We start from the raw sequence: 1,217 nt of genomic DNA, 5'->3' as shown, positions 1-1,217 counted from the left end.
GTTTGCCGGGAAGAGCTATCGACGGTTTTTGTCGCGACGAGGGATACCGGCACGCGATTGGGCAGGAGTCGCGAATAGCCAGCGGCGAATTTTGACGGCCGCCTATTTCGATTCTGCCTGCTCGAAGAATTTCTTGAGAAGGTCGAGGACTTCATCCGGCTTGTCGTGTTGAAGCCAGTGACCCGCGCCCTCGATCCTTGCCAGTTCGGCGTTCTCAAAATGCTTCATCACGCCGGCCGTCGCAGGGTCGGGCAGAAAACTTTCGCTGCCGCTGACGAGGAGCGTCGGACACGCGATGCGCGACCACAGCCCGATATGGTCTTCGAGCGACAACCGATAGGGCGCGCGGGCGCGCAAGTACGGATCGAACTTCCAGCCATAAGTGCCGTCGGGACTTTGCTTCAGGCCGTGGGTCGCCAGATGCATGGCCTGCTCGCGCGTCAGATGCCGGTTGCGATGAAGCATTCGCTCGGCGCCATCGGCGACCGACGCATAGCGGCGGATTTTCCGTTGCGCCAGTTTGTCGAGATCACTGATCCACTCGGCGATTCTGACGTCAGCGGGCTTGACTCTTCTCGCCGGATAATTGGTCACGCCGTCGAGCGCGACCAGCCGGGATACCTTTCCCGGAAACACACCGGCATAGGTCAGGCTGACCATGCCGCCCATCGAATGGCCGACGACCGACACCTTCTCGAAGCCTGCAGCGTTCACCAGGCCCGTCAGATCGTAGACATGGTCGGCCAGGCTGTAGCTGCTGCCGGTCGCCCATTCAGACTCGCCATGCCCGCGAAGGTCGGGCGCCACGACATGAAAGTTGCGCCGCAACGCGTGCGCCAGATGATCCCAACTGCGGGAATGATCGAGACCGCCATGAACCAGGAGCAACGGCGGGGCCTGCGGGTTACCCCAATCGGTGAAATGAAGCCTTAGCCCCTGGGAGTGGTAATAGCGCGATTGCGGCGCGTCGATTGCTGCGTCCATGGAGGTTACTTAAGGGCTGCTGTCCTGCAGGTCCAGCACGGTGCTCACGTGGCGATGTCGTTCGGAAACGCATCGCATGCGTCACCCTCTGTCCGGCAAAGCGATAGAACCTTTTGATGCGTCCACGACAAGACGAACGAGACGGCGACGCGGCGACGTGGTGGACCCGCAGTCCAGCGGCTCGCCCAATGCCATCGCACAAAATCGCAGCCTAGCGCACAAAAGCGTAGTTT

1 protein-coding gene is annotated in these 1,217 nt (G+C 61.1%); it reads right to left on the bottom strand.

From position 1 onward, the window contains the following. Nucleotides 1–102: 102 nt before the first annotated feature. Nucleotides 103–984, bottom strand: a complete 882-nt coding sequence (locus tag ACFFWD_RS32380; protein WP_376972363.1) for an alpha/beta fold hydrolase — start codon at nt 982–984, stop codon at nt 103–105. Nucleotides 985–1,217: the final 233 nt, after the last annotated feature.

The sequence above is a fragment of the Bradyrhizobium erythrophlei genome (assembly GCF_042430365.1).
GTDB classification, from domain to species: Bacteria; Pseudomonadota; Alphaproteobacteria; order Rhizobiales; family Xanthobacteraceae; genus Bradyrhizobium; species Bradyrhizobium erythrophlei.
This window is presented reverse-complemented; position numbering and strand designations above follow the sequence as displayed.